Origin of the sequence: uncultured Erythrobacter sp. (genome assembly GCF_947499705.1) — a bacterium.
Lineage (GTDB): Bacteria > Pseudomonadota > Alphaproteobacteria > Sphingomonadales > Sphingomonadaceae > Erythrobacter.
This window is the reverse complement of the sequence record NZ_CANMPJ010000001.1, coordinates 1,616,028-1,641,949: the sequence shown is the minus strand read 5'-3', so window position 1 is coordinate 1,641,949 and position 25,922 is coordinate 1,616,028. Positions and strand designations below refer to the sequence as shown.

Sequence of the window (25,922 nt, the reverse complement as noted above, 5' to 3'; positions counted from 1 at the left end):
CAAGCTAGACCAATTTATCGCCGAACGTGAAGGCGAGATTGGCGACCTAGACGCCTTCAATCGCACGATTGAGGCAATGGCCGGAAAGTCGAAAGAAGCTCCGGAAGCATCGTCTCAGGACGATTGCGACGATTGAACCGATACTCAAATTCCTTGGCGTAGAGGCCGAGATATTTGGGGCGTACGCTTACGTGAGTGCCAGTGATTGAGCATTTGAGGTGACGCCAGAAATTCTCAATCGCGTTGACGGTTGTTCCGGTATCCGAAACGTATTCGCCTTCCGAGTGATTGACCTGCTTGTGCCAGTAGCCCTTGAGCGTGCCGAGACCGCCGTATGAGCGCAATTCGTCGGTATGGACCTCTGTGTGAGGCTGGACGTGCTTTATGACGTGAGGGAGCAGCGTGCCGCTCTTGCGATCCGCAACAACCTCTGTGACCACATCGCCGCCTCTTTCTAGCATACCGAACACAACCGCTTTGCCTTTGCCGCCTTGTCCGTTCTCGCGGTGACCCCCAACAAATGTCTCGTCAATTTCGACCGTCTTGAAAGGCCCGCCAATGGGCCGGTCACCGTCAACATCTGCCATGTGCTCGCGGATCAGCTTAGCCATGCGCCAAGCAGTCTTGTAGGTAACGCCTAACTGGCGCTCCAATTCCTTCGCGCTGACACCGTGCCGCGTGGTGGTGAACAGGTGGATTGCGTAGAACCATAGCTGCAACGGGGTGCGGGTCTTTTCAAACGGAGTGCCTACGGTCGGGTGCAGGTGGTGGCCGCACCACTGGCACGAATAGGCGCGCTCGGCCTTGATACGGAACCACTTGGAGGCCCGCTCGCACTTAGGACACTCGAAACCATCGCCAAAGCGAACGTCAAACAGGTGTTTCAGGCACGTTTCGTCATCGGGGAACATGCGGAAAAAAGCGGCGGTAGTCAGAGGCTTCGTTGTCATGCATCATTATATACACGATCAGGTTACGTATGGCAAGGGGATACACCCCAAAATAAATTTCGTTCCCTACTTGTTCTATGAGAACAAATGCGATACATGATCTCCAACAGGGGGCGACAACACAGTCTCCCCAATGGGGCGGTTAAAACTCGGTAACCGGCTCTAGGCAAGCGAAGGAGGTCATGCGATGGCTACTAATCTTAAGCTCGTAGAGAAGGAAAAAGACGTGGACCGTCAAAAGGCGCTCGACGCCGCGCTTGCACAGATTGATCGTGCATTCGGCAAAGGTTCGGCGATGAAGCTGGGCTCCAAGGAAGCGATGCAGGTTGAATCGATTTCTTCCGGTTCGCTGGGTCTTGATATCGCACTCGGCATTGGTGGCTTGCCCAAAGGGCGGGTTATCGAAGTCTACGGGCCGGAAAGCTCAGGCAAGACCACTTTGGCTTTGCATGTGATTGCCGAAGCCCAAAAAGCGGGCGGTACGGCAGCGTTTGTCGACGCCGAGCACGCACTTGATCCAGTCTATGCTCGCAAGCTGGGCGTAGACATTGATGAACTGGTCGTCTCGCAGCCCGATACGGGCGAGCAGGCGCTCGAAATTACTGACACCTTGGTTCGCTCGAATGCAATCGACGTGTTGGTGGTCGACTCGGTGGCGGCGCTTGTCCCCCGCGCCGAAATCGAAGGCGAGATGGGCGATGCTCATGTCGGCCTTCAAGCGCGGCTCATGTCCCAATCGCTGCGCAAACTGACCGGGTCGATCAACCGTTCGAAATGCATGGTCATCTTCATCAACCAGCTTCGGATGAAGATCGGTGTGATGTACGGCAACCCTGAGACAACCACGGGTGGCAACGCACTCAAGTTCTACGCTTCTGTGCGGCTCGACATTCGCCGGACCGGCCAGATCAAGGACCGCGACGAAGTGGTTGGCAACTCGACCCGTGTCAAAGTGGTCAAGAACAAGGTTGCACCGCCGTTCAAGCAGGTCGAATTCGACATCATGTATGGCGAAGGCATTTCCAAGCGCGGCGAAATACTCGATCTTGGCGTCAAGGCCGGGTTGGTCGAGAAATCGGGGAGCTGGTTCTCTTATGACAGCATCCGGATTGGCCAGGGCCGTGAGAATGCGAAGAATTACCTTAAGGAAAATCCTGAAGTTTGCGACCAGTTGGAAGCCGCTATTCGCGGCCGCACCGATGAGGTTGCCGAGGAGATGATGACGGGCCCGGACGCGGATACCGACAGTTAATCCTCAAGCGGGCCAGGCGGGCATCGATCCCGCGCCCGAGAAACCGGAAAACCGGCGTGTGCCTTTGCCCCCTTAGGCGCCGCCGGTTTTTCTGCGTCTGGCGTTTGCGCAACTATGTAGCCAGAGCGGTCACGCGGTGACTTGTCGCCATGCGCTCCATTGCCTAACTGCCAGAACATGACGTCTACCAATGATCTTCGCCGATCCTTCCTCGACTATTTCGGGGGTGCCGGACATGAGCCTGTGCAAAGCGCACCGCTCGTCCCCTACAACGACCCTACGCTGATGTTCGTGAATGCGGGCATGGTGCCGTTCAAGAATGCCTTTACGGGTCTCGAGACACCGCCTGCACCGCGCGCAACCTCGTCGCAGAAATGCGTGCGCGCAGGGGGCAAGCACAACGATCTCGACAATGTTGGCTACACGGCTCGGCACCACACCTTCTTTGAGATGCTCGGCAATTTTTCGTTTGGCGACTATTTCAAGGAAGAGGCAATCCATCACGCATGGACGCTGCTGACCCGCGAATGGGGGCTGTCACCTGACCGTTTGACTGCGACCGTCTTCCACACCGACGATGAGGCATTCGATCTTTGGCGAAAGATTTCGGGCCTTCCAGAAGATCGCATCATACGAATCTCCACCAATGACAACTTCTGGTCGATGGGCGATACGGGCCCTTGCGGCCCTTGCTCTGAGATATTCTACGATCACGGCGACCACATAGATGGTGGCCCTCCCGGAAGTCCCAATGAAGATGGCGACCGCTTCGTTGAGATCTGGAATTTGGTCTTCATGCAGTTTGACCAAAGCGCCGATGGAACGCGCAGCAATCTGCCCAAACCCTCGATCGACACCGGCATGGGTCTCGAGCGCATCGCCGCCGTCCTTCAGGGCGTTCACAACAATTACGATACCGACACGTTCAAGGCGCTGATTGGTGCTTCCGAGCACCTCACCAGTGTCGCGGCAGACGGTGATCATTCCGCGAGCCACCGAGTGATCGCCGATCACCTGCGCTCGACCAGTTTCCTGATGGCTGACGGTGTGCTGCCTTCGAATGAAGGTCGTGGTTACGTCCTACGTCGGATCATGCGCCGCGCCATGCGGCACGCGCATCTGCTCGGCGCAAGCGAGCCGTTGATGCATCGCCTCGTGCCCAGTCTCGTGACTGAAATGGGTCAGGCCTATCCGGAACTCGTGCGCGGACAGGCGTTGATCGAAGAGGTTCTGCTGCGTGAGGAAACCCAGTTTCGCAGGACGCTCGACAAGGGTCTAAAGTTGCTCGACGAAGCGACAGGCGACATGGGTGAGGGCGGTGAACTCGACGGCGAAACCGCGTTCAAACTCTATGACACCTATGGGTTCCCATACGACCTGACTGAAGACGCTCTGCGTGCTCGCGGGATTGCAGTTGATCGCGCTGGTTTCGATGCGGCGATGACGCGGCAAAAAGAGGCGGCGCGAGCAGCCTGGAAGGGGTCTGGCGAGGCTGCTTCGGGCGAGGTTTGGTTTGACATTGCCGAACGCGAAGGCGCCAGCGAGTTCACTGGCTACGCTGCGACATCCGGCGAGGGCACTGTTGTTGCAATTGTAAAAGACGGTGCGGAAGTTGAGCGAGCAGGTGCGGGTGACGACGTGGTCATCCTCACCAACCAGACGCCTTTCTACGGCGAGAGCGGCGGTCAGACCGGCGACACCGGAACCATTTCCACGCCAGCTGGATTCTCCGCTCAGGTAACCGATACGAGCAAGCCTCTCGGGCGCTTGCACGCCCACCATGCAAAGATTGACTCTGGTGAAATTGCAGTCGGCGACAACGTCCAACTGGACGTTGATACCGACCGGCGTACGCAGATCCGTGCCAACCACTCGGCGACACACCTGGTCCACGCGGCCTTACGCAATCGCCTGGGAGGTCACGTGACGCAAAAGGGATCATTGGTTGCCGAAGACCGACTGCGCTTTGATTTCTCGCAGCCAAAACCTCTTTCGATCAACGACATCGTGGCGATCGAAGCCGAAGTGAACGCTGAAATCCGGGCCAATGAACCGGTCGCAACGCGCCTGATGAGCCCCGACGACGCGGTTGACGCCGGCGCCTTGGCGCTGTTCGGCGAAAAGTATGGCGATGAAGTCCGTGTCCTGTCGATGGGCCGGACAGGCGAAGGCGGCCGCAATTATTCGGTCGAGCTATGCGGTGGCACCCATGTGAACGCGACGGGCGATATCGGCCTGTTCCGGATCATTTCGGAAAGCGCGGTCTCTTCGGGTGTTCGCCGGATCGAAGCGCTAACCGGAGAAGCCGCGCGGCAATGGCTCGTCGAGCGCGAGGAAGCGCTTAAGGCGGCAGCAGGAGCAATCCGCGCGACGCCGGAGGAAGTGCCTGCGCGCCTCACTGCATTGCTTGATGAGCGAAAGCGGCTTGAGAAAGAGCTAGCCGAGGCCAAAAAGGCGTTGGCCCTGGGCGGTGGCTCGGGATCCAGTGCAGCCAGCAGCGACGAGGAAATTGGCGGTGTGAAGTTTTCCGGCCAGGTTCTCGAAGGGCTCAATCCGAAAGAGCTTCGCCCTTTGCTTGACGAAGCGAAGCAGAACCTCGGGTCGGGCGTAGCGACAATTATTGCTGTCAACGATGGCAAAGCGGCGATCGCGGCAGCTGTGACGGATGATCTCACCGAGCAATTCAGCGCGGTCGACTTCGTCCGCAAGGGCGTCGAAGTGCTTGGCGGGAAGGGCGGAGGCGGTCGGCCCGATATGGCACAAGGCGGCGGTCCGGACGGCAGCAAGGCCGAGGAAGCTCTGGCTGCGGTGAAGGCTGCTCTTGCAGGCTAGCCTATGCGTCTAGGCTTCGGTCGAAGACGTCCGCAATTGCGGCTTCTTCGTCAGGCCGCCATCACGCTCCAACCGCTCGCGGTATTCGTCGCGTTTCTCGTGAATCGATGCGATCACCGGACCCATCGCAACGCCGATATCGACGAGCACTGCCTCTGACAGTTGGAGCGAGCTTTCGAGTGTTTCCGGGACGGCGTGGCTGGCTCCGGCGCGATAGAGTGCCGCGGCGTGATCTGTGTCGCGAGCACGCGAGACGATCAGCAAGTCGGGATAGTTGGTGCGCAGCTTTGAAACGAGCCGCTGAGCCAAAACAGGTTCGTCCATGGTTAGAACCACTGCGGGTGCAAGCTCGATCCCAAGACGAGAAAGTGCATCGCCGCGTGCAGCGTCTCCAAACGTTGCGCGGTAGCCATCGCGCTTGGCAGCAATGATCAAGTCCGGATCGGAATCGAGAATCACATACGCCTGATCATGCGCGGTCATCATGTCGGCGATCAGGCGCCCAACGCGGCCGCCGCCGATGATGATCGTCCGTGCCTCGTGTTCATCCTCTTCCGGAAGCTCCGGTGTGTCTTCGATCCGCCGCGCGATTACTCGTCCGAGTTTGGCCAATAGCGGAGTGACAGTCAGTCCGATTGCAGTGACGATCTGCCAAAATTGCGCCGTCTCGACGTCGACCACCAAAGCGCTGGTGGCTGCGGCAAGCACGATCAAGGTGGTCTCGCTCGGGCTGGCCATCAGCACGCCGGTTTCTGCGGCGGTACTACGGCGCGCGCCCATCAGACGCAGCAGCGTTCCGGTGACGATGGCTTTGAACACCAACACACCGACCACTGCGAGCGTGATTTGACCTAGATTGGCCCAGATCGTCATCAGGTCGATGCTCATCCCGATCGTGATCAGGAAGACGCCGAGCGCAAGGCCCTTGAACGGCTCCATGATAGTCTCGACCTCGCCGTGATACTCCGTTTCGGCGATCAACAGGCCAGCGATCAAAGCCCCCACGATGGGCGAAAGCCCAGTCGCTGCGGTTGCGAGGCTTGCTCCGATCACGACCAACAGTGAGGCCGCGAGGAACAGTTCCGGACTTTTGGTGCGGGCGGCTTGCGAAAACAGGCTGGGCAGGGCGAAGCGCCCTAGTACGAGCAGCACCAAGACGACCAGGCCACCTTGCCACAACGTGTCAGTCAGGCCGGTCCAGCCCTCCGCTTGCGCATAAGGCGACAGCGCGCCGAGGATAAAGATGATCGGGACGATCATGATGTCCTCGAACAGCAGCATTGAAAGCGCGGCGCGACCCACTGGGGTACGGGTGCCTGATATCGGCAGCACGATCGCGGTTGATGAGAAGGCGAGGGCAAAGCCGAGCGCGAGCGCGCCGGTTAGGTCCATCCCGCTGACGTAGAAAAGGAATGTGGCCCCGGAACTGCCGATTATCAGCAATTCAAGCGAGCCAAGGCCGAAGACGAATTTTCGCAATTGCCACAGACGGTTAAACGATAGTTCAAGCCCGATCGCGAACAGCAGCAGGATAATCCCGAAATCCGCAAAGGGCGCAAGCGCTTCGGGATCGGATATCGTTATGTGCCTGAGCCAGGGGATTTCTTCGACCAGCGTGCCGAGCCCGTAAGGGCCAACAGCGATGCCAATTAGAATAAACCCGATAATCGGTGTGATCCGGAAGCGCGCGAAGACCGGGATCACAATCCCTGCGGCGCCGAGAATGACCAGCGCGTCCGACATGATCGGAGAGAAAGAGAGTTCGCCTGCCACCGACGCTCTACCTATCCTAGCACCGGGGTGCTGTCACGCGCAGCAACCCGATGAAGGAGATCAAATTTTCCAGTTCTGAATCTCGAACGACACAGCAATGCTGTGCCAGCTTGATCAGCTCCAGTTCGCCATCTCTTTTTCAAGGTTGGTGACTATCGATTCGAAGAATTGCTCAGTCGTCTGCCAGTTCTGCCCCGGTCCGATAAGCAGTGCCAAATCCTTGGTCATCTGACCGTTTTCGACCGTCTCGATGCATACCCGCTCGAGCGTCTCGGCGAACTTTACCACATCGGGGGTGTTATCGAACTTGCCGCGATACATCAGGCCGCGTGTCCAGGCGAAAATCGATGCAATCGGGTTGGTTGAGGTCGCTTTGCCCTGCTGGTGCTGGCGATAGTGGCGTGTGACAGTGCCGTGCGCGGCTTCGGCTTCGACGGTCTTGCCGTCCGGTGTCATCAGAACCGATGTCATCAGGCCGAGCGAGCCGAAGCCCTGAGCGACAGTGTCTGACTGAACATCACCGTCATAGTTCTTACAGGCCCAAACGAACTTGCCGCTCCACTTGAGCGCCGATGCAACCATGTCGTCGATCAGGCGGTGTTCGTAGGTGATACCGGCTTCGTCGAACTTCGCCTTGAATTCAGCTTCGAACACTTCTTCGAACAGGTCTTTGAAACGGCCATCATACTTCTTCATGATGGTGTTCTTGGTCGAGAGGTAGACCGGCCATTTGCGGTCGAGACCATAATTCATGCATGCGCGGGCGAAATCGCGGATGCTGTCGTCGAGGTTGTACATCGCCATAGCGACGCCCGACGATTGGAATTCGTAGACATCGAGGTCAATCTTCTCGCCATCTTCGCCTTCGAATACGAGCCGCAGCTTGCCTGCGCCCGGGATCAGGGTGTCGGTAGCGCGGTATTGATCGCCAAATGCGTGACGGCCGACCACGATGGGGTCAGTCCAGCCGGGGACCAGACGTGGGACATTGTCGATCACGATCGGTTCGCGGAACACCACACCGCCCAGGATATTGCGGATCGTGCCGTTAGGGGAGCGCCACATCTTTTTGAGATCGAACTCTTCAACGCGCGCTTCATCAGGTGTGATGGTGGCGCACTTCACGCCAACGCCGTGTTCCTTGATCGCATTAGCAGCGTCGATGGTAATCTGATCGTCAGTCTCGTCACGCTTCTCGATTGAGAGGTCATAATATTTCAGGTCGACATCGAGATACGGCAGGATCAATCGCTCACGAATCCATTGCCAGATGATTTTCGTCATCTCGTCGCCGTCGAGTTCGACAACTGGGTTCGCAACTTTGATTTTCTGCATGGCTAGCGCCTCATCCTTCCTGGATTACACATGTCGACAGGATGTACTGATTTAGATCCCGAGAGGGGCTTTAGCAGAGGAAATCCCCCGTGCAAGCGGCGCTGCGAGGGATTCTTGATTGGCTGTTCCGAAGCGTATCAACGCAAAGAAAAACCCGCCGGATAAGGGCGGGCTATCGTTACTTGATCCGATGGTGGGCGTAGGAAGAGTTGAACTTCCGACCCCTGCAATGTCAATACAGTGCTCTACCACTGAGCTATACGCCCGCACCATCGATTTTGCCGCCCGGTTGAGAGCGGAGCGGCGCATTAACGCGGGTTGGCAAAAGGTGCAAGCGATTCGCGCACGCGCTGCCGAATCGCGGTTCTTCTAAAGCGAAGCCTCGCGCTGGTCCTCGAATACACGCTCTACTTCCAGCACCAGATCGCGCAAGTGGAACGGCTTGGAGAGCACCTTTGCATTCGGTTGCTCACGGCTTGCGCGCAAGGAAACTGCGGCAAATCCGGTGATGAACATCACCTTGGTGCGCGGGCTGATTTCGGCGCAGCGCTGAGCGAGTTCAATCCCGTCCATCTCCGGCATCACAATGTCCGAAAGCAGCAGATCGAAATGTTCCGATTCGAGCAGTGGAATCGCCTCCGTACCGCGATCTACGGTGGCGACTTCGTAACCGGCATTGGTGAGCGCACGGTCGAGATAGGTGCGCATTGCGTCCTCATCCTCGGCCAGGAGGATTCGCGGATTGGAGCTTGTTGTCATGAATGTGCGCATAGCACCGGGCACTTAAGAAATCTTTCCCAGCGAATAGGGTGCCCTGCTTTGAGACGCGCCCCAGTGAATTATGAAGGGCTCGATTGGGCTTTGACTCGATGACGATATGCGGGCAGCAATTTCCGAGATGGATTCTCCCCCCAATTCAGACCCCTTGCGAAAATGGTCCGGTGAAGATCGGGCGAGCAGCGATATCGCCGAGCGCGCGGGGCTCATATCCGCCAAGGGTGGCTCTGTATTCGGCCCCGAGCATGGCCCGGCTTTCACCCACGTTTCGCCGCGCTCGATGCCACTTCCAGTGTTGATCGCTGTGCCGCATGCCGGGCGAATTTATCCAGGTGAAGCGTTGGCCAACATGCGGGATCCGGAGCTGAGTCAGCTGCGATTGGAAGATCGGCATGTTGACCAGCTAGGCGTCGCAGTCGCCAAACAGACGGGAACGGGCCTTCTGGTAGCTCACGCGCCGCGTGCAATGCTGGATCTCAACCGGTCAAAAGATGACGTGGATTGGGACATGGTCGCCGATGCAAAGCGGCATATGCCTCGCCATTCCGCCACGAACAGACGCGCCCGCAGCGGACTCGGGCTGGTGCCTAGGCGTCTGCCTGGATTCGGCGAGATATGGCGCAATCGGCTTTCGCAGGAAGAGCTTGATGCCAGGATCGACAACATACACCGCCCCTATCACGCGTTTCTGGGGCGTGAGCTTGAGCGGATCCGCAGCGAATGGGGTGCGGCGTTGTTGATCGATCTGCATTCGATGCCGCCTTTGCGGGCGCAGAGCGGGCAGGAGCGCGCGCCTCAAGTCGTTTTGGGGGACCGCTTCGGTGCATCCTGCCACGGCAACCTGATTGCCCGCGCTTTTCGCCATCTTGAAACCGAAGCGTGTCCCTGCGCTCACAATCGCCCATATTCGGGTGGTTACGTGCTTGATCGGCACGCATCGCCGAGCAGAGGCATTCACGCGATCCAAGTTGAAGTTTGCCGCGCAACTTATCTTGATGATCGGTTGGCAGAACCGAGTGCTAACTTGCCGCGTGTTGCAAGAATGCTGGCTGCTCTGGTCCGAGAGCTGGGCGCTGAAACTGCGCGCTTGGGCAGAGGAAGCGAATTCGCTCAAGCTGCCGAATAGTTTACTTGAAATTGCGCGCTTAACTTTCTGACCGGCATGAAAAAACCACCCCGCGCAAAATGCGCGAGGTGGCCAAGGTTCAGGGAGGTCTGCACCCGAAGGCGCAGAGTGCAGGCGGTTATGAGGGGGGTACCGCCTGACACCCAAAATATAGTATTCGGGCGGGACCGCTTCAAGAGCAGTCCCGCCCGTAAATTGCTCACAAATGCGAGAATATGTTCGCTTAGTTTGCGGCGCCGTTTGCCTGATCCGGCAGTGGAACCTTGCCCTGTGCGGACTGGCGTTCAAAAACGCGGCGCATCAGGTTCATCGAGAAAAGGTGAGCATGGATCAGCATATTCATGCCGTTCTTGTTCAGCGACTCAACCGTTTCCGAGGGGAGTTCGCGCAGCTTCTTTTCATCAACCATCTGGAAGCCGCGGTAGACAAACGGCTTATCCGGATAGTCGTTGCGGGTAATCGCGATCTCGCCGTCCATCAGGATGTCGAGCTTCTTAAGCTCTTCGAGGAAGGCACGAGTGCGCTGGCCCGATTCCTCGAACTTCTTGCAGAAATCGAGGACGTTGTTGGTGTATTCCGAAGGTTGACCGTCTTCGCCGAACAGTTCCTGACCATCCTTCTGTTTCTTCACCACGCCCGCGCTCGGATCGAAGCACAGCGACATGTCTTCCGAATCCTGCTGGAGCTTGGCGAGGATGAAGGGATAGCGGCGGACATAGGCCGGCACATATACATCGGCGACCATCTTGCCATCATCACCGATGAAGGTGTTGACGCCTTCATTGAGACCGAAAAGTGCGATTGGCAGCGGATTCTCACCAGCAGTGAACACGATAGGGTAATTACGCTGTGCATCGACGAACTCGTCGACGGTGAGCGGGATGGCGTGAGTCTCTGCAACGAACGATGCGCTATCGAACGAGCCGACTTTCCAGTCGCCGTGATCGCGGCTGTTAAGCGGCAGAAGGTCTTTGTAAAACAGCGGAAGTTGCGGCTGCGGCGCGCTGGCCATGGATATTCTCCGAACAAAAGAGTCTGAATAGGTTTTCGGTACGGCGTGGATGGATTGCGACCCCACCGCTGACCGAACGCGCCGCGCTTTAGGCGGTCGCGGCGTCGGGCGCAAGTTCAAGCGCCGGACGGCAACAGTTTTCCAGGATTTAGCAGTCCATCCGGGTCCAGCGCCTGTTTGACGGCACGCATCATCGACAGGGCGACTGGATCGCCGAGCCTTCCAAGCTCGCTCACTTTCATCTGGCCGATGCCATGCTCAGCGCTGATCGAACCGCCCCAGTCGGTCACCAGATCATAGACCCGCGCGCTGATACGTTTGCCCTCACTATCTTCCCACTTGCCCGGGATGGCTCCTGCGGGTGCAATGATATGAAAATGGACATTGCCATCGCCGAGATGGCCGAAAGCGACACCGCGTGTTCCAGGATACTCATTCTCGATGGCTGGGATCGCTGCGAGGATGAATTCCGGCATCTGTTCGACGGGAACGGATATGTCGTGCTGCATCGCTGGACCGAGCGCGCGTTCGGCCGCAGAAATGGAATCGCGCAGCAGCCAGAAATCTTCTGATTGTTTGTCATTGGCGGCAAGTACCGCGTCTTCGAGCAAGCCCGCTTCCATCGCATCTGCAAGCACCGCTTCCATTTGCCCTTGAAGCGCGGCAGGATCGTCGCTGTCCGACACACATTCTATCAGTGCGTTCCAGCTATGGTTTTCTGCCAATGGCTGTCTCGCATCGGGCAGATGGTCAATGACGTTTTCAAGGCAATGGTCGGGCACCACCTCGAATCCTTCCAGAGTGCCGCCCATTCTCTGGCCGACATGCTTGAGCAGCGTTCGCGCTTCCTTGATGCCCGACAGCCCGACCCAAGCGGTCGCACGCGCGGTCGCCGCGGGGAGAATACGGAGGGTCGCTGCTGTGACAATCCCGAGCGTCCCTTCTGATCCGATCAACAATTGCTTCAGGTCGAACCCACGATTGTCTTTCTTGAGAGCGGTCAGGCCGTCGAATACCTCACCGTTCGCCAGTACCGCCTCGATCCCCAGCACCTGGGCGCGCATGGTTCCGTGGCGCAGCACCTGCGTGCCTCCGGCATTGGTTGAGACCAGGCCGCCTATGGTCGCAGATCCTTTGCCTCCCAGGGTCAAGGGGAAGCGCATGTCCGCTGCCTCTGCGCCCTCGTGGAACGTCTGCAGGATCACTCCCGCCTCGCACACCGCTTGCCCAGCTTGGCGATCGAGTGAGCGTATGCGGTTCATTCGGCGGAGCGACAGGATTAGGGCTGAACCGGTCTCATCGGGTGTTGCACCGCCGACCATTCCGCTGTTTCCGCCTTGTGGGACAATTGGGATACGGTACTCGCCGCACAATTTTACAAGGTTCGCGACCTCTTCCGTCGAAGCCGGCGAGGCCAACCCAATCGCTCGGCCCGTGTAGCGTCCGCGCCAGTCGGTTAGCCAGGGATCGAGCATCTCGGGATCAGTGCTCAGGCCTTTGGGGCCCAGGAGTTCCGCAGCGCCTCGCAGAAATTCATCGGTGCGTGTTGTCGTGATCGTCATTGTTGCCGCTATGCCACACTTTGCCCTGAATGAGCCAGTTCTTTGCCCTCACATGTGGCCAAGGTTAAGCCACCGTTCAATCGCCTCGGCTAGTCGTTACGCAACGATTGCCGACACAGACGCTCGCGAACGGCAATTTCGATACCTAGGAGGGTCTTTCGGGCAATCATGCCGAGCTTTCACGCCATCGCGGCGCCTTTGGCGCTTATCCTGCCTCTATTCGGGCAGAGCGCGGCTGTGCCCGTTGCATTGGCTGGTGGCGAAGCTGCGCAGGTTGCCTCGGATGAGAAGGGCAAACGCGATGCTCGTGCGAAGACAGTGCTTCGGACAAGTGCCAACACGTCGGCAGCGGCGGTCACTAATCCTCTAAACGCGCTGCGTGACAGTCAGGTCGTCCGTCAGGTACGCATCGAACGTCGAGTGACAGTTCGGATTTCACCGGCCCGCGGCCAGAACGCCAATCAGCTTCTCTCTCGCCTACCGCAACGCGAGCTCAACGCCCGTTACGAAGAGCGCAAGACGGACAAATGCCTGCCGGTTTCATCCATTGCAGGTGTGCAAACCGGGAGTGGCAACCGCCTGCTTCTGTTCCTGCGTGACCGGCGGATCATCACCGTCAATCTTGAAAAGGCATGCCGCGCGCGGGATTTCTACTCCGGCTTTTACGTAGAGCGGAACAAGGACGGGAACCTTTGCATCAAGCGGGACAAATTGCAGTCTCGCACCGGTGCCAAATGCGAAGTCGCGCGTATGCGGCAATTGGTCGCGGTCAAAGACTGACTTTGTCGCCCGGCGCCAACCGCCGGAATTCTTGACTTTTGAGGCGCTTTCAGACTAGGCGCACGCCAGCTTCAGGCGCGGCCTGACAGCGTTGAAACACGGCACGCACACAGTGCCCGCTACCCGGACATATTGAACCGCATGACTTTCGCCGATCTCGGCCTATCACCCGAATTGCTCAAAGCCGTCGACGACGCCGGCTATTCTGAGCCAACCCCGATCCAGGCAGAGGCCATTCCTGCCGTGCTGATGATGAAGGATCTCATCGGCATCGCGCAGACCGGGACGGGCAAGACCGCCAGCTTTGTTTTGCCGATGATCGACGTGATGGCGTCCGGCCGCCGCCGCGCACTGATGCCGCGCTCGCTGATCCTTGAGCCGACCCGCGAACTCGCTGCGCAGGTTGCTGAGAACTTTGAGAAGTACGGCAAGAACCACGATCTCAAAATGGCACTGCTTATTGGCGGCGTGCAGATGGGTGATCAGATCAAGGCGCTGAACGAAGGGGTCGATGTTCTGATCGCGACGCCAGGCCGGTTGATGGACCTGTTCGAGCGCGGCAAGATACTGCTGAACGGCTGCGAATTGCTGGTGATCGACGAAGCGGACCGGATGCTCGACATGGGCTTCATCCCGGATATCGAATTTATCTGCTCCAAGCTGCCCGAAACCCGCCAGACGATGCTGTTTTCGGCGACCATGCCGCCGCCGATCGCCAAGCTCGCCAAGACTTTCCTGTCGAACCCGAAACGGATCGAAGTCAGCCGCGCCGCCTCGACCAATGAGAACATCACCGCTTTCAAAGTACCGGTGAAGAGCCGTCAGAAACGCGAGACGCTCGAGTGGTTGCTTTCCAACGATCAGGTCGAGACCGCGATCATATTTGCCAACCGCAAGACAACGGTGCGCGATCTCAACAAGCATCTGCAAAAGCGCGGATTTGCCAGCAGCGAGATCCATGGCGACATGGACCAATCGAGCCGCTTGAAAGAGCTGGACCGGTTCAAAGCAGGCGATGTGAACATCCTTGTCGCATCCGATGTCGCCGCGCGCGGGCTTGATATCAAAGGCGTTTCCCACGTTTTCAATTTCGACACGCCGTGGCACCCGGATGACTACGTGCACCGTATAGGCCGTACAGGCCGGGCCGGAGCACTTGGCCGGGCTTTCACTTTCGTCGCCGATGAAGACGCTGAGGCAATCGGCAATGTCGAGAAGCTGACCGGCAGCGCGATCAAGGTGTTCGGCAAGGATGATGTTCGCGTCGAACTTGCGGAAGCCGGCGCGAAGCAAGGCGGCGAAGACTGCGCGGCAGCGGATGATGAGCCGCGCGATGAAAAGCCCAAGAGGTCACGTCGCAAGAAGGCCGACGATGCGGATGAGCCCCGCGAAGAACGCCCCAAGAAACCGCGCAAAGCCCGCGAGCCGCGTTCCGATGACAAGCCGGAACGCAAGCCGCGCTCGCGCCGCCGTGATGAAGATGATGAGCCGGTTCCTGCTGGCGAGTGGAACGGCCCGAAGCCGGGATTTCTGGACGTCGGTTTCAAGGGCTGACGCCTGACGGTCTTCCCGTCAGGGAACAGCGACGATATGGGCGATCATGGTGGTGCCTTCGAACACCGCTTCGTCTTCGACCACGTTCTCGGCCACAAACACAAAATCGAACACGCGGTCCTCGTTTGCGTCCTTGTGCAGCATCACGACATACATGTCGCCTGACGCCGGGGCCGGGTTGAGCGTGATCGCTACGTCAGTGTTGGTGCCGCTCTCAACGAAAGTGTACCCGGCGACATAGGTGCCGCTTGGCTTGCCGCCGACAAAGGGGTGCATGACCAGCCAGCCATCGCCTTCGATGTGCACCTCGGGAATTGTGAGGGTGACGCCGTCCCCACGCCGAAGGGCTTGAGCATCGTTGGTGGCCCGCACTTCGGTGTAGGTCGAGGCGTTTGAACGTTCGATGCCATCGACGATGATCCAGTTCTTCTCTCCATTGCCGAGTTGGACTGGGGGAGGAGTTTCAGCGTCCTGGGCCATGGCAGCTGTTGGCAAGAGCAGTGCGCCGATGGCGAGCGCGACCGCGCCGGCGGATTTGAAATGCATAACTGGTTCTCTCCCTGGGCCTTGATGGAGCTTGTCCCATTTCTGCTCGCGGCGGAAGAGGGTTTGGGAACAGGCTGTGTTGCAGCTGCGAACAAAGTTGACAGAGTTGACATGGCGTCAGGCGAGTTCGCGAACTATAACCACCTGATAAGTATGCTGAACTAGTGGTTTCGGCGAAGTTGACACTTCTCCAACTGCAAACGTACTCGTGGGCGCAGCTTGCAGGCAAAGGCATTGAGCAAAGGGATGATATCAAAGAGCGGCCAGATAGTAGCCAGAGCATCGCGAGTAGGAAATTCTCTTTGAAGAGCTTCGCCAACCTCGTTCATCCTGAGGTTTTCGAAGGAAACGGCCCGCGGCTAGCCAAAGAGCATGCAGCTCTCAACCATGCTCACCCCACCACCTTAACAAAGCTGTCGATCACCCGCTTCGTCCCGTGCTCTTCGAACTCGATCTCCAGCTTGTTGCCTTCCTGATCGACCACACAGCCGGTGCCGAATTTGTCGTGGTGGACCATCGCGCCGATCACGATGTCGCTGCGGGGTTTGGCGGCGAAGCTGGCGGCAGAGCGGCCAGGTTCGGCTAGGCGTTGCTGCTTGGTCTCGTAGCCTGAGGATACCGCGCGCCGCCATCCGGGGCCTCGGGCTTGGGCGCGGTCGGGGCGGTCGCGGGCGACATGGGCGAAGGGGTCTTCGTTCTCGCTCCAGTTTGCGCGCCATAAAGAAGCACCGCCGGTCATAGTGCTTTCCTGCTCGATATGTTCCTCGGGCAATTCCTCAATGAAGCGCGAGGGGATCGAGCTGGTCCACTGGCCGTAAATGCGGCGGTTGGCGGCGTGCAGGATGATGCAGCGCCGCCGAGCGCGGGTAATTGCGACATAGGCGAGGCGCCGTTCTTCCTCGAGGCTCGCCAGCCCCCCTTCGTCGATCGCGCGCTGGCTCGGGAACACGCCTTCTTCCCAACCCACGCAGAAGACGTGATCGAATTCGAGGCCCTTGGCCGCGTGGATCGTCATGATTGTGACGGTGTCCTCATCGTCGCCGCGATCATTGTCCATTACCAGCGCCACATGTTGGAGGAAGTCCCCGAGCGTCTCGTATTCCTCCATCGCCCGCGCGAGTTCGGAAAGGTTTTCGGCTCGGCCAGCGCTTTCGGCGGAACGATCATTCGCCAGCATGTCGTTATAGCCGGTCTCGTCGAGGACCAGCCGCAGCAAGTCCGACGGGGTCATGGTCTCCGCCGCCTCGCGCCACGCTAGGAACTGGCGCATCAATTCGCCAATCGTGTTCGCAGCGCGCTTGGGCAGTTCGTCGCTATCGGCAAGTTCCAGCGAAGCCGCCGCCAGTGGCAGGCCGGTTCGCCGCGAATGCTGATGCATTTTCTCCAGCGTCTTCGCGCCCAGACCACGTTTAGGCTGATTGTATATCCGCTCGAATGCGAGATCGTCCTGCGGCTGTGCGATTACCCGCAGATAGGCGAGGGCATCGCGGATTTCGGCGCGTTCATAGAAGCGGAAACCGCCGATGATCCGGTAGTTCACTCCGATCTGAATGAACCGGTCTTCGAACTCTCGCGTCTGATATTGCGCCCGCACAAGGATCGCGACCTTGTCGAGCGGCGCGCCTTCGCCTTCGAGCCGTTCGATCTCTTCGCCGACCCGCCGCGCTTCCTCGGGCGCGTCCCAAACGCCGATCACGCGAACTTTGTCGCCGCCATTGGCCTCGGTCCACAGTGTCTTCTCATGCCGTTCGGAGTTCGCCCGGATCAGCCCCGATGCCGCACCAAGAATGTGCGGGGTCGACCGATAATTCTGCTCCAGCTTGACGACGTGCGCGCCCGGGAAGTCCTTTTCGAAGCGCAGGATGTTGGCGACCTCGGCCCCGCGCCATGAATAGATCGACTGGTCATCGTCACCGACCACGCAGATGTTCTTGTGCTCCTGCGCGAGCAGTCGCAGCCAGAGATACTGAACAGCGTTGGTGTCCTGATACTCATCAACCAGGATGTATTTGAAGCGCTGCTGGTAGTCGGCGAGCACATCGTGATGCTTTCGGAAGATGTTCAGCACATGCAGCATCAGGTCGCCGAAATCGCAGGCGTTGAGCGCCTTCAGACGATCCTGATACAGCCGGTACATCGCCTGACCGCGCCCGTTGCCGTAACTTTCGTTCTCCACCGCATCGAGATCGTCGGGGTTGAGGCCCCGGTTCTTCCACCGGTCGATCAGCCCGGCGAGCTGGCGTGCAGGCCAGCGCTTCTCGTCTAGATCGTTGTCATTGATCAACTGCTTGAGCAATCGCAGCTGATCGTCAGTGTCGATGATCGTGTAGTTGTTTTCCAGTCCGACCAGTTCGGCATGGCGACGCAGCATCTTCGCGCAGATCGAATGGAATGTGCCGAGCCACGGCATCCCCTCGACCGCTTCGCCCAAATGCCCGGCAACACGCTCGCGCATTTCGCGGGCGGCCTTGTTGGTGAAGGTGACGCACAGGATCTGGCTGGGCCATGCGCGCCGCGTGGCAACCAGATGCGCCAGCCGCGACGTAAGCGCCGCCGTCTTCCCTGTGCCTGCGCCCGCAAGCATTAGCACGGGTCCCTCGGTCGTTAGCACAGCTTCGCGCTGGGGCGCGTTCAGGCGCGCAGCATAGGGCGGCGGCGTATCGCCAGGCGGACCGGAATCGCGGGGAAGGGGGAGGGACTCGCTCATTGTTCTGATGCGAACAAGTAGAGAACGAAGCACGGACCCGCAAGGATTGATATGTGGCTGTGCCCACTGCGAAGCCCACAAATTCCTGCGAAAATCACCTCGCCGCGCTTTCGCCACACCTCTCGCCGGGGCGTGCGATGATCAAGGCGCAGGTCCGCGCGGGCACTGGGCGGAATCATTGTGGCTCGTCATAAGGATAGTCGTTCGAACGGAGGGGTAGCCTGTTCGAATGACCACGAGTTTTGGTCGCGTTCGTTGGCGCTTGGGACCATGCAAAAGGAGATTCCCATGCGTAAGACTACAATGTACCTCATCGGAGCCAGCCTCGCCGCCACTGCGGTTACTGTGCCGGCTTCAATCGCTGCTCAAGACGAAATGGTGGATGAGGGCATAGCGCTCACCGATGAACAACAGGCCGTATACGATGCCTGGGCGCCGGATATGCAGGCCGCCTACGAAACGTGGCCGAACGAAACCAAGATGTATTACTGGACTCTCTCTCCCGAGCGCCAGAATCTGTTTTGGCGACTTACCGACGAAGACAAGCTGGCAATCACCGCGATGACCGGGCCGGAGCGCGACAGTGCGTGGTCGGGCATCGAGGCGAGCGCCGGAACCGGCGGTTCTGCACCGGAAGAACCGCTAAACTAAGAGCCCGTAACGGGTCGCAAGACTGCCAACTTTGCCTGCGCTGGTGGTCACGCGGGTAGGGTGTTCGGATCGGCAATGTCAGGCTGCAAACGCAACAGCGTAAGCTTGCCTTTGCCGATCCGGCGCTCGGCATCGATGTCCAGGCCATCGACATCAATGGCTTCATCGGCTGCGGTTTCAACCGCCATCCAGGTTGCCGGGCCGATCCATCCAAGCCGCAGCAGCCGATCAAGCGCTACCGCACCTGCGCCGGTCTGATACGGCGGATCGAGCAACAGAAGATCGTAGGGTTCGCGCGCGGCGCGCAATTGCATGACGGAGCCTGCCTCCACAGCCGTGCGAGAGCGGGCATCGAACGCGGCGATGTTGCTGCGGATCGCATCCAGCGCTGCGCGGTCCTGCTCGACAAACAGACAATGCGCGGCACCGCGCGACAGGGCTTCAATCCCGAGCGCGCCCGAACCTGCGAACAAGTCTGCGACGCGCAAATCCTCGAAACTGCCGAGACGGCTGGTAAGCATATTGAACAACGTTTCGCGCGTGCGATCAGCAGTCGGCCGGGTCGCATCACCCTTGGGCGCGGCGAGGTTTCGCCGACGCCATTCCCCCGCGATCACTCTCATGACCGGTTGCTTCTCTTCAGCGTGCTGACAAAGCGATCGAGATCGCCCTTTCGGATCCGGGCGGCCTGTCCGCGCGGCAGATCGCCGAGTGAAAATGCTCCATAGGCGGTGCGGATAAGGCGGTTTACTTCGAGACCGAGATATTCGAGCACGCGGCGAACTTCGCGGTTCTTGCCTTCGGTGATGACAATCTCGATCCAGTTGTTGCGTCCCGATCCGCGCTCAAGGTTCGCGTCGATCGAGCCGTAGCGCACGCCTTCGATTTCAACGCCATCGGCGAGGGCCTCAAGCTGCGCCTGCGTGACGTCGCCAAACGCGCGGGCGCGATAGGTGCGCGGGACGCCGGACGATGGCAGCTCCATCAACCGCTTCAATCCGCCATCATTGGTGAGCAGCAACAGCCCTTCGGTGTTCATGTCGAGCCGCCCAATGGGCATCAGCCGCGGCGTGTCTTTCGGAAGGGCGTTCACAAGAGCGGAATAGATGGTCGCGCGTCCTTTGGGATCGCGCTCGGCCGTGATCAGACCGGTTGGCTTATGAAAGGCGTAAAGCTGTGTGGGCTCCGGCCCCGCGACCGGTTTGCCATCCACGCTGACGCCGCGCAGGCTGGTTAGGAACGTTGCAGGTGTCTCGACAGGTTTGCCGTGTAGCGTGATGCGCTTGTCGGCGATCATCCGTTCGATCTCGCGGCGGCTGGCCACGCCGGCGCGTGCGAGCAGCTTTGCGATACGGTCGCCTTCAGGGCGATCAGCGGATTTGGAGGGGTTGGTCGGCATGGAGCGAGCGCCTAGGCCCTCGCGCCGCACATATCAATTCACCTCGCGCAGGGCGTGCTGAACAATCTCGTCGAAACGATCTACCCCGCTTTCAAGCGTGCCGAGCGTGAGATGCTCGATTGCGCCCGATTCCAGACCCTGCTGGCCGAGTTCTGCAGCTCGGAAATCCTCGCTCGCAAACACCCCGCCATCGAGCAATTTCCAGCTGCGCTCCCAGTGGTCGCGCGCCTTGTCGGTCGCTGGCTCTTCTGGGATCAGCATGAAGTCTTCGACGAGCGTTAAGTTGTGCGCCTGCGGCATCAGCACCATGACATTGATGTAATCGGGGCTGGGCACGATCACTGTTCCGGTCAGCAATTGGTAGGCGAAGGTGACGACCTTGCGCATTGCCGCCATGTCAGTGAGGTCGATGCTTTCCATCTCCTCCAGCCGTCCAACTGCAGATCGCAGATGCGGGCCGACCTCGTCGCCAGCCGTCACGCCATCCTTGAAGAACGGCCCGATCGTTTCGGAGTGCAACCGGGTAACGTGATAGCTCTCAAGGAAGGCATCCATGATCAGCTTCCAATTGCCTTTGACCGTGTGGGTCTTGCGGCGGAACAGGTAGGATTGGTCCATGCCGAAGGCGCTGAAGTCTTCACCCAAAAGCTGCGCATCGGCGAAGTCCGCTTTCTCCGCCGGTGAGAACCAGATCAATCCGCCCGCCTCGCAGCTGGGCAGTTCGACCAATCCGTATTCGCTCTTGTCGAGGCCGGGGAAGGTTTCAGGCCGAGGCAGGGCGAGAAGCGCCCCATCGAGCTTGTAGGTCCATGCGTGATAGGGACAGACGAGCCGCTTGGCGCACTGCACCTCATTGCCTTCCACCAGCCGCGTGCCGCGATGCTGGCAGACATTCAGGAATACGTGCGCCGTGCCTTCGGCATCGCGTGTGATCAGCAGCGGACGGCCAGTTGCATCATGCGGCACCGCCATGCCCGGCTCCGGCAGTAACGCGCTTGGCGCAAGCACTTGTGGCAACCGGTCGAACAGCGCGACCTTCTCTCGCGTGAAATGCGCCGGGTCGGTGTAGCGCCTGGCCGGCACGGTCCCTATACGGTCCGTGCGGCGGGTATCGCCCGTGCGGATCGCCTCTGCGAGGGCGAGTTGGCCGCCCGTTGGGCGCAAAGATGTTGATGGCGTTGTCACGCTGTTCATCGGAGCGTTCCTATTTCCTCTCTCTCGTGCTTAGTGTGACACAACACGTACGGGATCGGAAGGACGCTAGGGTATGGCCGCAGCAGAAGCGAAAAAGCCGGGTTGGGCCGAGGTCTTTCGCGCGATGGGCCAGAAGAAAACCGGCTATATGGCGCTGTTCGGCTTTGCCAGCGGGCTGCCGTTTTCGCTGTTTCTCGGCACGCTGTACGCGTGGCTTTCCGAAGCTGAAGTCGATCTGGAAACGATGGGCGTTTTTTCGCTGATCGGGCTGGCTTACGCGTTCCAGTTCATGTGGTCGCCGCTGATCGACAAGGTCAACATCGCGGGCTTCCGCAGGCTGGGCAGGCGCAAACAATGGATGGTTCCGGCGCAATTGCTGCTCGGCGCGATCCTGGTGACCTTGAGCATTCTGGAGCCGAAAACGCAGCTCGGATGGTTCTCATTGCTCGCAGGGATCGGAGCCTTCGCCAGCGCGACGCAGGACATCGCAATCAACGCCTGGCGGATCGATAACGCCGATGAAAAGGCGACGCTCGATATCCTCTCCACCGTCTATCAGATGGGATACCGGTTGGCCGCGCTGGCGGGCGGCGCTTTCGGCCTGATACTCGCCGCACGGATCGGCTGGCCGCAGACCTACATGCTGTTCGGCGCGATGCTGCTGATTATCGGCGCGCTGGGGCTGTTCGCGCCAGATAGCGACACGCATTCGGTCGAAGACAATGCGGCCGACGATGAACAGTTGCTCGCCCTGCGTAAGGCCGGGGAACTGCGCCCTGAGATCCGCGCACGCGCGCTAGGTGTCGTCGGTTTGCTGTGGGCCGGATCGATCGGTGTGCTGCTGACCTTCATGTATCTTTCGCTGGCCAGCGCGCCGGAAGACCGGCCCAATCCGACAGAGTTCACGCTCAATTGGGGGCCGTGGATCATCGTTGCGACGGTGGTTGTGCCTGCTCTGATCGCAGGCTGGCTTTCCTCGCAAAAGCGCGATGGCAAGAACCTGCTGACCGAAGACGCTGCGCCATCGGCTGGTGGAGGATTCGCGATGGATCACCTCTATCGCGCGTTGGTGCTGCCTCTGGTCGAGTTCGTTGGCCGGATGGGTTGGTCGCTTGTGCTGATCCTCGCGCTGGTTCTGACCTACCGCATTTGCGATGCGATCTGGGGCACGTTCGCCTATCCATTCTATCTCGGCGAGCTTGAATATACGAATGACGAGGTCGCCTTTGCTTCCAAGTTCTTCGGCGTCGGTGCGATCATCGCCGGGCTTGCCTTGGGCGGTTATATGCTAACCGTGATCGGGCGTATGCTGACGCTGACCATCGGCGCGCTGCTCGCAGCGCTCACCAACCTGCTCTATGCCGATCTGGCAGTGGGTGGGGCGAATATGCAGGCGGTGAGCGATGCGGTCGGCTTTACGTGGCTGATCATGCAGGTGCCCGCGATTGGCAGCGCTTCGCTGGCCAAGCTGACCTTCACGATCATGTTCGAGAACCTCGCCATCGGTATCGCCGGGGCCGCCTACATCGCGTGGCTCTCATCCATCGTCTCCAAGCAGTACAGCGCGGTGCAATATGCGTTGCTGTCCTCGCTCACACTGCTGGTCGGAACGCTTGGGCGCGGTGCGCTGGGCGAGATGATCGAGGATCAGGGCTATTTCGACGTGTTCGTGCTGACCACGCTGATCGGTCTGGTCGCGGTTGTCCTGTGCCTCGCCGAATGGTATCGCCAAGCGCGCGCGGGCCGAGCGGCAGGCATCGTCACACCGGAAGTGGCCGCGCAGCCGGCGGAGTAGGCTTCCTTGGCCGAAACAGGAGCCACTGCGCAGCGCGATTGGTGGAGCGCGGCGAGGCCCTATTTCGAGAAAGAGTCGCTTGCCGCCTTCTTCGTCGGCGTTTCGTCCGGCTTTCCCTACGCAATGATCGGCGCGACGCTGACGACGCGTCTGGCACAGGACGGGATCGACAAAGCCACTGTCACGGCCTTCACGCTGGCGTTCCTAGTCTACAATTTCAAGGTCTTCTGGGCGTGGATCGTCGACGGCGTCCGCATCCCGGTACTGTGGCGGCTGGGACAGCGGGTCTCGTGGATGATCCTTGCCGGGGTGTTGGTCATGGCATCGGTGGTGAACTTGGCGTTGGTCGACCCGTCCGAGAATCTGCCCGCAACTATCATCGCCGCCGTGCTGGTCGGAGTGGCCGGAGCGACATTCGATATCGTGATCGATGCCTACCGGATCGAGACGTTGAAGCCGTATCAGCTCGGCACCGGGTCGGGCATGAACCAGTATGGCTGGCGGGTCGGATCGGCGGGGGCAGGGGCCATCGCGCTGGTGGTCGCCGTGCGATACGGCTGGAGCGCGGCGTATCTGTCATGCGCCTTGCTGGCGCTCCCGGCGATGCTGACTGCGCTGATCATGGGCGAGCCTGTACGGCGGCAGATCACCATCGCGCGCAAAGGCGTAAGCGAGGTCTGGCAGTCCATCGCCGGACCGTTCAAGGAGTTCTTCCAACGACACGGCGCATGGCTCGTCCTCGCCTTCATCCTCGTCCACAAAATCGGCGACACGCTGGCGAACCTGACTTTCCGCCTGCTGTTCGACGACCTCGGCTTCAGCAATGACGAAATCGCGATCTACGATGTCGGCGTTGGGTTCTGGGCCTATCTGATTGGCATATTCGTGGGCGGGATCATCTATGCGCGGCTAGGCTTGAAACGTTCGGTACTGATCGCACTTGTGTTGATGGCGGTTTCCAATGTGAGCTTCGCGGCTCTGGCGGTAGCGGGGAAGACCAATCTCGGCCTCGCCGCCGCCATCGGGTTCGAAAACTTCGCCAGCGGATATGGTGGTGTGGTGGTCGTCGCCTACTTCTCGGCGCTGTGCGACCTGCGCTTCACCGCCGCACACTATGCAATGATCAGCGCGGCGGCGAGCATTGTTGGACGCCTTCTGACAGGTACGACGGCTGGCGGCCTGATCGAATGGGCTGGGTATGTGAATTTCTACCTGCTCACCACGGTGCTGGCGGTGCCGGGGATCGTTCTGTTCGCGTGGATGATGCGAGCGGGACTGGTGGATCAGGCGCTAGGGACGGCGGGAACCGAAGAGTCAGCGTCCGGCTGATCAGTCGGGGGTCTCGTCGTTTAGCCTGAGCGCTTCGCCCGCGAGATACAGCGAGCCTGCGATGAGGATGGGGCGTCCGTCGCTTGGCAAGTTGAGCAAGGCTTCTTCCAGGTTCGATGCGGCCCGGACGTCTGATCCGAAAGCTTCGGGCGGGTGGCTGTCGTGATCTGGAACCGGAACAACTGTCAGGCTTCGCACCTTATCGCCCAATGGATCGAGCAACGCGCGCGGGTTCTTGTTGGCAAGCATGCCGAGGATGAGGTGGATTGGCTCGTCGAAGTGCTCGGCGATTGCTTTGCCCGCGCTCGGATTGTGGCCGCCATCGAGCCAGACCTTTTGCTCTTGAGCGAGTGCTGTCAGCGGCCCCTCCGACAGCAGCTGCATGCGCGCGGGCCAAGTGGCTTTTTTCGCTCCTTCGATGATCGCCTCGTGCTCAATGGTCAGCTTGTCTTGTGCCAACAACATGGTGATCGCCACGCCCAAGTTTGGCAGCTGATGTTCGCCCGAAAGCGCCGGTAGGAGTTGAACGGTGTCGTCCCAATTCGGAAGATAGTCTGCCTCGCCCTCCGACACATAGAAGTTGAGGAATTCTTCTTGGAGGAGAGCGCCCTTCGCTCGAGACACGTCCTTGATCGCGTTCTGCGACTCCTTTGGATAGAGGTCACCCGACGTCACCAGCGGCACGCCCCTCTTCGCGATCCCCGCTTTCTCGAACGCAATCCGTGCCATCGGCTCGGTCGGCACGCCTTCCTCCGGCGCGAGGAGGAACTTCTCATGGTCCAGCCCCAGTGCTGCAATGCCGCACGCTGCCACCGCTTCAGGCTCCAGTACATTGGTCGCGTCGAAGCGTCCGCCCAGACCGACTTCGACCACGCAGGCGTCGGCTGGAGTGCGCGAGAATGCCAGGAAAGCTGCGGCGATTGTGACTTCGAAGAAGCTGGGTGCGAGGTCGTCGCCGGCGCCCAAAACCTCGTCCAACAGCGCGGCCAGCGCCTCGTCCGAGATCAAATTCCCTGCTATCCGTATCCGCTCATTATAGCGCACCAGATGCGGGCTGGTGGTGACATGTACCCTTTTGCCATCGGCCTCCAGCATCGCGCGCAGGAACGCGCAGACCGAGCCTTTGCCGTTGGTCCCGGCCACATGAAACACGGGTGGCAGCTTGCGGTGCGGGTTTCCCAGCCGCTCCATCAGCGCGCGGATCGTCTCCAGCCCGAGCCGCCCTTGCGGCACGCTGAGCGCGCTCAGCCGGTCAAGCTGCGCCTGAACGCCCGGGTGGTCGGATTTGCCGAAGTCCATTAGGTTCCCCTCCCGCCTGCGGGAGGGGTTAGGGGTGGGTGAGTATGGA

20 protein-coding genes and 1 tRNA gene are annotated in these 25,922 nt (G+C 59.7%); 8 read left to right on the top strand and 13 right to left on the bottom strand.

From position 1 onward, the window contains the following. Positions 1-56: 56 nt before the first annotated feature. On the bottom strand, positions 57-950 hold the full coding sequence (locus Q0837_RS07725) for an IS1595 family transposase (RefSeq protein ID WP_298467191.1): 894 nt from the start codon (positions 948-950) through the stop codon (positions 57-59). A gap of 187 nt (positions 951-1,137) precedes the next feature. Here Q0837_RS07725 and recA point away from each other — a divergent pair, with 187 nt between their 5' ends. Both recA and alaS read left to right on the top strand, forming a co-directional pair. Continuing rightward, on the top strand, positions 1,138-2,202 hold the full coding sequence (recA, locus tag Q0837_RS07720; RefSeq protein ID WP_298467188.1) for a recombinase RecA: 1,065 nt from the start codon (positions 1,138-1,140) through the stop codon (positions 2,200-2,202). A 177-nt stretch (positions 2,203-2,379) separates the two neighbouring features. After that, the gene (gene alaS, locus Q0837_RS07715) at positions 2,380-5,034 is read left to right on the top strand and encodes an alanine--tRNA ligase (protein ID WP_298467185.1); all 2,655 of its coding nucleotides are present in this window, start codon (positions 2,380-2,382) and stop codon (positions 5,032-5,034) included. 9 nt (positions 5,035-5,043) lie between these two features. Here the strand turns inward: alaS and Q0837_RS07710 are convergent, their stop codons facing one another. The 4 genes from Q0837_RS07710 to cpdR form a co-directional block, all read right to left on the bottom strand. Further along, the gene (locus Q0837_RS07710) at positions 5,044-6,807 is read right to left on the bottom strand and encodes a cation:proton antiporter (RefSeq protein ID WP_298467183.1); all 1,764 of its coding nucleotides are present in this window, start codon (positions 6,805-6,807) and stop codon (positions 5,044-5,046) included. A gap of 114 nt (positions 6,808-6,921) precedes the next feature. Further along, on the bottom strand, positions 6,922-8,142 hold the full coding sequence (locus Q0837_RS07705) for an NADP-dependent isocitrate dehydrogenase (protein ID WP_298467180.1): 1,221 nt from the start codon (positions 8,140-8,142) through the stop codon (positions 6,922-6,924). A 191-nt stretch (positions 8,143-8,333) separates the two neighbouring features. Further along, positions 8,334-8,408, bottom strand: a tRNA-Val gene (locus Q0837_RS07700). 103 nt (positions 8,409-8,511) lie between these two features. Then, a complete protein-coding gene (gene cpdR, locus Q0837_RS07695) occupies positions 8,512-8,901 on the bottom strand; it encodes a cell cycle two-component system response regulator CpdR (RefSeq protein WP_298467177.1) in 390 nt (129 codons plus the stop codon). 139 nt (positions 8,902-9,040) lie between these two features. Between cpdR and Q0837_RS07690 the strand changes: the two genes are divergently transcribed. Then, the gene (locus Q0837_RS07690; protein WP_298467173.1) at positions 9,041-10,045 is read left to right on the top strand and encodes an N-formylglutamate amidohydrolase; all 1,005 of its coding nucleotides are present in this window, start codon (positions 9,041-9,043) and stop codon (positions 10,043-10,045) included. 223 nt (positions 10,046-10,268) lie between these two features. On the opposite strand, the gene Q0837_RS07685 is transcribed toward Q0837_RS07690, so the two are convergent. Then, positions 10,269-11,057 carry a SapC family protein gene (locus Q0837_RS07685; protein WP_298467170.1) on the bottom strand — a complete coding sequence of 263 codons (789 nt, stop codon included), beginning with the start codon at positions 11,055-11,057 and terminating at the stop codon, positions 10,269-10,271. Positions 11,058-11,173: 116 nt separating this feature from the next. Next, a complete protein-coding gene (locus Q0837_RS07680; protein WP_298467167.1) occupies positions 11,174-12,619 on the bottom strand; it encodes an FAD-binding oxidoreductase in 1,446 nt (481 codons plus the stop codon). Between the two features lie 168 nt (positions 12,620-12,787). On the opposite strand from Q0837_RS07680, the gene Q0837_RS07675 reads away from it, so the two are divergent. Continuing rightward, positions 12,788-13,399 carry a hypothetical protein gene (locus tag Q0837_RS07675; RefSeq protein ID WP_298467165.1) on the top strand — a complete coding sequence of 204 codons (612 nt, stop codon included), beginning with the start codon at positions 12,788-12,790 and terminating at the stop codon, positions 13,397-13,399. Positions 13,400-13,540: 141 nt separating this feature from the next. Beyond that, positions 13,541-14,953 (top strand): DEAD/DEAH box helicase, encoded by a 1,413-nt coding sequence (locus Q0837_RS07670; RefSeq protein WP_298467163.1) that lies wholly within the window; start codon positions 13,541-13,543, stop codon positions 14,951-14,953. An 18-nt stretch (positions 14,954-14,971) separates the two neighbouring features. On the opposite strand, the gene Q0837_RS07665 is transcribed toward Q0837_RS07670, so the two are convergent. Then, on the bottom strand, positions 14,972-15,499 hold the full coding sequence (locus Q0837_RS07665; RefSeq protein WP_298467159.1) for a hypothetical protein: 528 nt from the start codon (positions 15,497-15,499) through the stop codon (positions 14,972-14,974). A 391-nt stretch (positions 15,500-15,890) separates the two neighbouring features. Continuing rightward, complete coding sequence (locus Q0837_RS07660) at positions 15,891-18,206, bottom strand: ATP-dependent helicase (protein WP_298467157.1); 2,316 nt, start codon at positions 18,204-18,206, stop codon at positions 15,891-15,893. 288 nt (positions 18,207-18,494) lie between these two features. On the opposite strand from Q0837_RS07660, the gene Q0837_RS07655 reads away from it, so the two are divergent. Next, entirely contained in the window at positions 18,495-18,857 is a 363-nt protein-coding gene (locus tag Q0837_RS07655; protein WP_298467154.1) for a hypothetical protein, read from the top strand. Between the two features lie 47 nt (positions 18,858-18,904). Here Q0837_RS07655 and rsmD read toward each other — a convergent pair whose 3' ends face one another. Genes rsmD through Q0837_RS07640 form a run of 3 tightly spaced genes read right to left on the bottom strand, consistent with a single transcriptional unit; the run spans position 18,905 to position 21,450 of the window. Beyond that, positions 18,905-19,480, bottom strand: a complete 576-nt coding sequence (gene rsmD, locus Q0837_RS07650; protein ID WP_298467151.1) for a 16S rRNA (guanine(966)-N(2))-methyltransferase RsmD — start codon at positions 19,478-19,480, stop codon at positions 18,905-18,907. Beyond that, positions 19,477-20,256: a pseudouridine synthase gene (locus Q0837_RS07645; RefSeq protein ID WP_298467148.1), complete on the bottom strand. Its 780-nt coding sequence runs from the start codon at positions 20,254-20,256 to the stop codon at positions 19,477-19,479. The genes rsmD and Q0837_RS07645 overlap by 4 nt, the downstream gene beginning before the upstream one ends. 33 nt (positions 20,257-20,289) lie before the next feature. Further along, positions 20,290-21,450, bottom strand: a complete 1,161-nt coding sequence (locus tag Q0837_RS07640) for an aromatic ring-hydroxylating dioxygenase subunit alpha (RefSeq protein WP_298467145.1) — start codon at positions 21,448-21,450, stop codon at positions 20,290-20,292. Positions 21,451-21,523: 73 nt separating this feature from the next. On the opposite strand from Q0837_RS07640, the gene Q0837_RS07635 reads away from it, so the two are divergent. Beyond that, the gene (locus tag Q0837_RS07635) at positions 21,524-23,245 is read left to right on the top strand and encodes an MFS transporter (RefSeq protein ID WP_298467143.1); all 1,722 of its coding nucleotides are present in this window, start codon (positions 21,524-21,526) and stop codon (positions 23,243-23,245) included. A 6-nt stretch (positions 23,246-23,251) separates the two neighbouring features. Continuing rightward, on the top strand, positions 23,252-24,574 hold the full coding sequence (locus tag Q0837_RS07630) for an MFS transporter (RefSeq protein ID WP_298467140.1): 1,323 nt from the start codon (positions 23,252-23,254) through the stop codon (positions 24,572-24,574). On the opposite strand, the gene Q0837_RS07625 is transcribed toward Q0837_RS07630, so the two are convergent. Then, entirely contained in the window at positions 24,575-25,873 is a 1,299-nt protein-coding gene (locus Q0837_RS07625) for a folylpolyglutamate synthase/dihydrofolate synthase family protein (RefSeq protein WP_298467137.1), read from the bottom strand. Positions 25,874-25,922 lie beyond the last annotated feature (49 nt).

Bases quoted from the DNA above. Each gene is read 5' to 3' on its own strand.
- Q0837_RS07675 (WP_298467165.1), top strand. From the start codon at position 12,788: ATGCCGAGCTTTCACGCCATCGCGGCGCCTTTGGCGCTTATCCTGCCT.
- rsmD (WP_298467151.1), bottom strand. From the start codon at position 19,480: ATGAGAGTGATCGCGGGGGAATGGCGTCGGCGAAACCTCGCCGCGCCC.
- recA (WP_298467188.1), top strand. From the start codon at position 1,138: ATGGCTACTAATCTTAAGCTCGTAGAGAAGGAAAAAGACGTGGACCGT.
- Q0837_RS07660 (WP_298467157.1), bottom strand. From the start codon at position 18,206: ATGAGCGAGTCCCTCCCCCTTCCCCGCGATTCCGGTCCGCCTGGCGAT.
- Q0837_RS07635 (WP_298467143.1), top strand. From the start codon at position 21,524: ATGGCCGCAGCAGAAGCGAAAAAGCCGGGTTGGGCCGAGGTCTTTCGC.
- Q0837_RS07725 (WP_298467191.1), bottom strand. From the start codon at position 950: ATGACAACGAAGCCTCTGACTACCGCCGCTTTTTTCCGCATGTTCCCC.
- Q0837_RS07665 (WP_298467159.1), bottom strand. From the start codon at position 15,499: ATGCATTTCAAATCCGCCGGCGCGGTCGCGCTCGCCATCGGCGCACTG.
- Q0837_RS07625 (WP_298467137.1), bottom strand. From the start codon at position 25,873: ATGGACTTCGGCAAATCCGACCACCCGGGCGTTCAGGCGCAGCTTGAC.
- Q0837_RS07655 (WP_298467154.1), top strand. From the start codon at position 18,495: ATGCGTAAGACTACAATGTACCTCATCGGAGCCAGCCTCGCCGCCACT.
- Q0837_RS07670 (WP_298467163.1), top strand. From the start codon at position 13,541: ATGACTTTCGCCGATCTCGGCCTATCACCCGAATTGCTCAAAGCCGTC.
- alaS (WP_298467185.1), top strand. From the start codon at position 2,380: ATGACGTCTACCAATGATCTTCGCCGATCCTTCCTCGACTATTTCGGG.
- Q0837_RS07680 (WP_298467167.1), bottom strand. From the start codon at position 12,619: ATGACGATCACGACAACACGCACCGATGAATTTCTGCGAGGCGCTGCG.
- Q0837_RS07640 (WP_298467145.1), bottom strand. From the start codon at position 21,450: ATGAACAGCGTGACAACGCCATCAACATCTTTGCGCCCAACGGGCGGC.
- cpdR (WP_298467177.1), bottom strand. From the start codon at position 8,901: ATGACAACAAGCTCCAATCCGCGAATCCTCCTGGCCGAGGATGAGGAC.
- Q0837_RS07690 (WP_298467173.1), top strand. From the start codon at position 9,041: ATGGATTCTCCCCCCAATTCAGACCCCTTGCGAAAATGGTCCGGTGAA.
- Q0837_RS07685 (WP_298467170.1), bottom strand. From the start codon at position 11,057: ATGGCCAGCGCGCCGCAGCCGCAACTTCCGCTGTTTTACAAAGACCTT.
- Q0837_RS07705 (WP_298467180.1), bottom strand. From the start codon at position 8,142: ATGCAGAAAATCAAAGTTGCGAACCCAGTTGTCGAACTCGACGGCGAC.
- Q0837_RS07645 (WP_298467148.1), bottom strand. From the start codon at position 20,256: ATGCCGACCAACCCCTCCAAATCCGCTGATCGCCCTGAAGGCGACCGT.